The sequence below is a fragment of the Ralstonia chuxiongensis genome, assembly GCF_024158925.1.
Taxonomy (GTDB): Bacteria; Pseudomonadota; Gammaproteobacteria; order Burkholderiales; family Burkholderiaceae; genus Ralstonia; species Ralstonia chuxiongensis.
The window spans coordinates 1-2,476 of record NZ_JAMYWC010000019.1 but is presented as its reverse complement, the minus strand read 5'-3'; the positions used below and the strand labels follow the sequence as shown (position 1 = coordinate 2,476).

Here is a 2,476-nt window from a genome sequence, read left to right as displayed (position 1 = left end):
CTGTTAACGCGCGAGCAGAATTGACCCACTTGGCGGGGTGATTTGCATCGAAATTTGACCCACGTGATTGAATGTCCTGCTCAATCTTTGAGCAGGGGATACAGAGGTGATCACGGTGGGCATGTTGGCCAAGATCAGGCGGATGTATTTCCGCGAGAAGGTGCCGTTGCGGGAGATTGCGCGACGCACAGGGTTGTCCCGGAACACGGTGCGGTCGTGGCTGCGAGAGCCGGAAGCGACGGAGCCGAAGTATCCGAAACGGGTCAGTCCGAGCGTGGTGGACGAATGGGCCGGGCAGCTTGAGGAATGGTTGCGCACCGACAGCCATCGTCCGAAGCGCGAGCGCCGCACGGCGCGCTTCATGTTTGAAGCGATCCGGGCACAGGGCTACAGCGGAAGCTACACGCGGGTGAGCGAGTTCGCTCGGCGCTGGCGAGAGCAACAAGCCCAGGCTCCGAGACGCCGCGCGTTCGTGCCGCTGGCCTTCGAGCCAGGAGAAGCGTTCCAGTTCGACTGGAGCTGCGAGTATGTCTTCGTCGGCGGGCTGCGCCGACGTCTTGAAGTCGCCCATGTGAAGCTGAACGCCAGCCGCGCGTTCTGGCTGGTCGCCTATCCCACGCAAAGCCACGAGATGCTGTTCGACGCGCACGCCAAGGCGTTTGCCGCGTTTGGCGGTGTGCCACGCCGAGGCATCTACGACAACATGAAGACGGCGGTGGACAAGGTGGGGCGTGGCAAGGAGCGCATGGTCAATGCGCGCTTCGAGGCGATGTGCGGCCACTACCTGTTCGAGCCGGAGTTCTGCAACCGGGCCTCGGGCTGGGAGAAAGGCATCGTCGAGAAGAACGTGCAGGACCGGCGCAGGCAGATCTGGCACGAAGCGGCCCAGCGGCGCTGGACGACGCTTGCGGCGTTGAACGACTGGGTGGCCGACCAGTGTCGGCAGGCATGGCGGGCACAGCACCCGCAGTGGCCGGAGCTGACCATCGAGGACGTGTTGCAAGACGAACGTCCCCGGCTGATGGCGAACCCGCGCCCGTTCGACGGCTACGTCGAGCAGTTCCTGCGGGTGTCCTCAACGGGACTGATCCACTTCCAGCGCAACCGCTACAGCGTGCCGACTGAGTTCGTGAACCAGCTCGTGAGCGTGCGGTGCTATCCGGCGCTGCTGAGCGTTGTTGCGGATGGCCGCGAGATCGCCCGTCACGAACGCAGCTTCGAGCGGTACCTGACGTTCTACGACTGGCAGCACTACATCACGCTGGTCGAGCGCAAGCCCGGTGCGCTTCGCAACGGTGCGCCGTTTGCCACGATGCCGCAGCCGCTCCAGGCGCTTCAGGGGCATCTACTCAAGCACGCCGGCGGCGACCGCGTGATGACGCAGGTGCTGTCTGCTGTTCGCGAACACGGCCTAGATGCTGTCCTGGTGGCAGTGCAAGCCGCACTCGACTCAGGGCGGCCCAGCAGTGATCACGTGCTCAACGTGCTGAGCCGGCTGAAAGCGCCGGCGCAGCACCGGATCGTGGCCGCCACCACGCTCAGCCTGACCGAAGAACCTGTCGCGGATGTGAACCGCTATGAACGTCTGCGCGCACCGGAGAACCAGCATGTCCAATGAGATCGTTGCCCGCCTCAAGGCGCTCAAGCTGCACGGCATGGCCAGCGGCTGGGCTGAGCTGTACGCGCAATCCCGGCATACCGAGTTCGATCCGGAGCGCTTCATGGAGCAGTTGCTGATGGCCGAAGGTGCCGAACGCGAGGTTCGCTCGATTGCCTACCAGATGGCCGTTGCCCGGTTCCCGGCGCACCGCGACCTGAAGGGCTTCGACTTCGCACAGGCCCGTGTTGACGAAGGGCTGATCCGTGATCTGTACCAGATGAAGTTCCTCGACAGCGCGCACAACGTTGTGCTCATCGGCGGGCCAGGTACAGGCAAGACGCATCTGGCGAGCGCCATCGGCATCGAGGCCATCCAGCGTCACGGCAAGCGCGTGCGCTACTTCTCGACGATCGAGCTGGCCAACGTACTGGAACTGGAGAAAGCTGCCGGCAAGCACGGTCAACTCGCGCATCGACTGATGCATGTCGATCTGGTGATCTTGGATGAGCTGGGCTACCTTCCATTCAGCCAGACCGCCGGCGCGCTACTGTTCCACCTGCTCTCAAAACTGTACGAACGCACCAGCGTGGTGATCACGACCAACCTGAGCTTCGGCGAGTGGGCCAGCGTGTTCGGCGATGCCAAGATGACCACGGCGCTACTCGACCGCCTCACGCATCACTGCCATATCGTTGAAACCGGCAACGATTCGTGGCGCTTCAAGACCAGCTCGGCAAAGGCTAGGCCAGCCCGTCGAAAGGGATCAAAGGAGGCAGAAAACGAAGAGTTATCCACACCGCAGTAACGCTTTACGCTGTCTCGGGGTGGGTCAAATTTAGATGAAAACCGTGGGTCAAATTTAGCTGCGCGCCAACA

The 2,476-nt window shown here is 62.8% G+C and carries 2 protein-coding genes; both read left to right on the top strand.

All coding sequences use genetic code 11. From position 1 onward, the window contains the following. Window positions 1-121: 121 nt before the first annotated feature. A complete protein-coding gene (gene istA, locus NKG59_RS26365; protein ID WP_301288276.1) occupies window positions 122-1,618 on the top strand; it encodes an IS21 family transposase in 1,497 nt (498 codons plus the stop codon). After that, complete coding sequence (gene istB, locus NKG59_RS26360) at window positions 1,608-2,405, top strand: IS21-like element helper ATPase IstB (RefSeq protein ID WP_173941529.1); 798 nt, start codon at window positions 1,608-1,610, stop codon at window positions 2,403-2,405. Before istA ends, istB begins: the two co-directional genes overlap by 11 nt. Window positions 2,406-2,476 lie beyond the last annotated feature (71 nt).

What these genes read in the sequence shown, in the direction of transcription:
- istA (WP_301288276.1), top strand. Translation starts at nt 122, where the DNA reads ATGTTGGCCAAGATCAGGCGGATGTATTTCCGCGAGAAGGTGCCGTTG.
- istB (WP_173941529.1), top strand. Translation starts at nt 1,608, where the DNA reads ATGTCCAATGAGATCGTTGCCCGCCTCAAGGCGCTCAAGCTGCACGGC.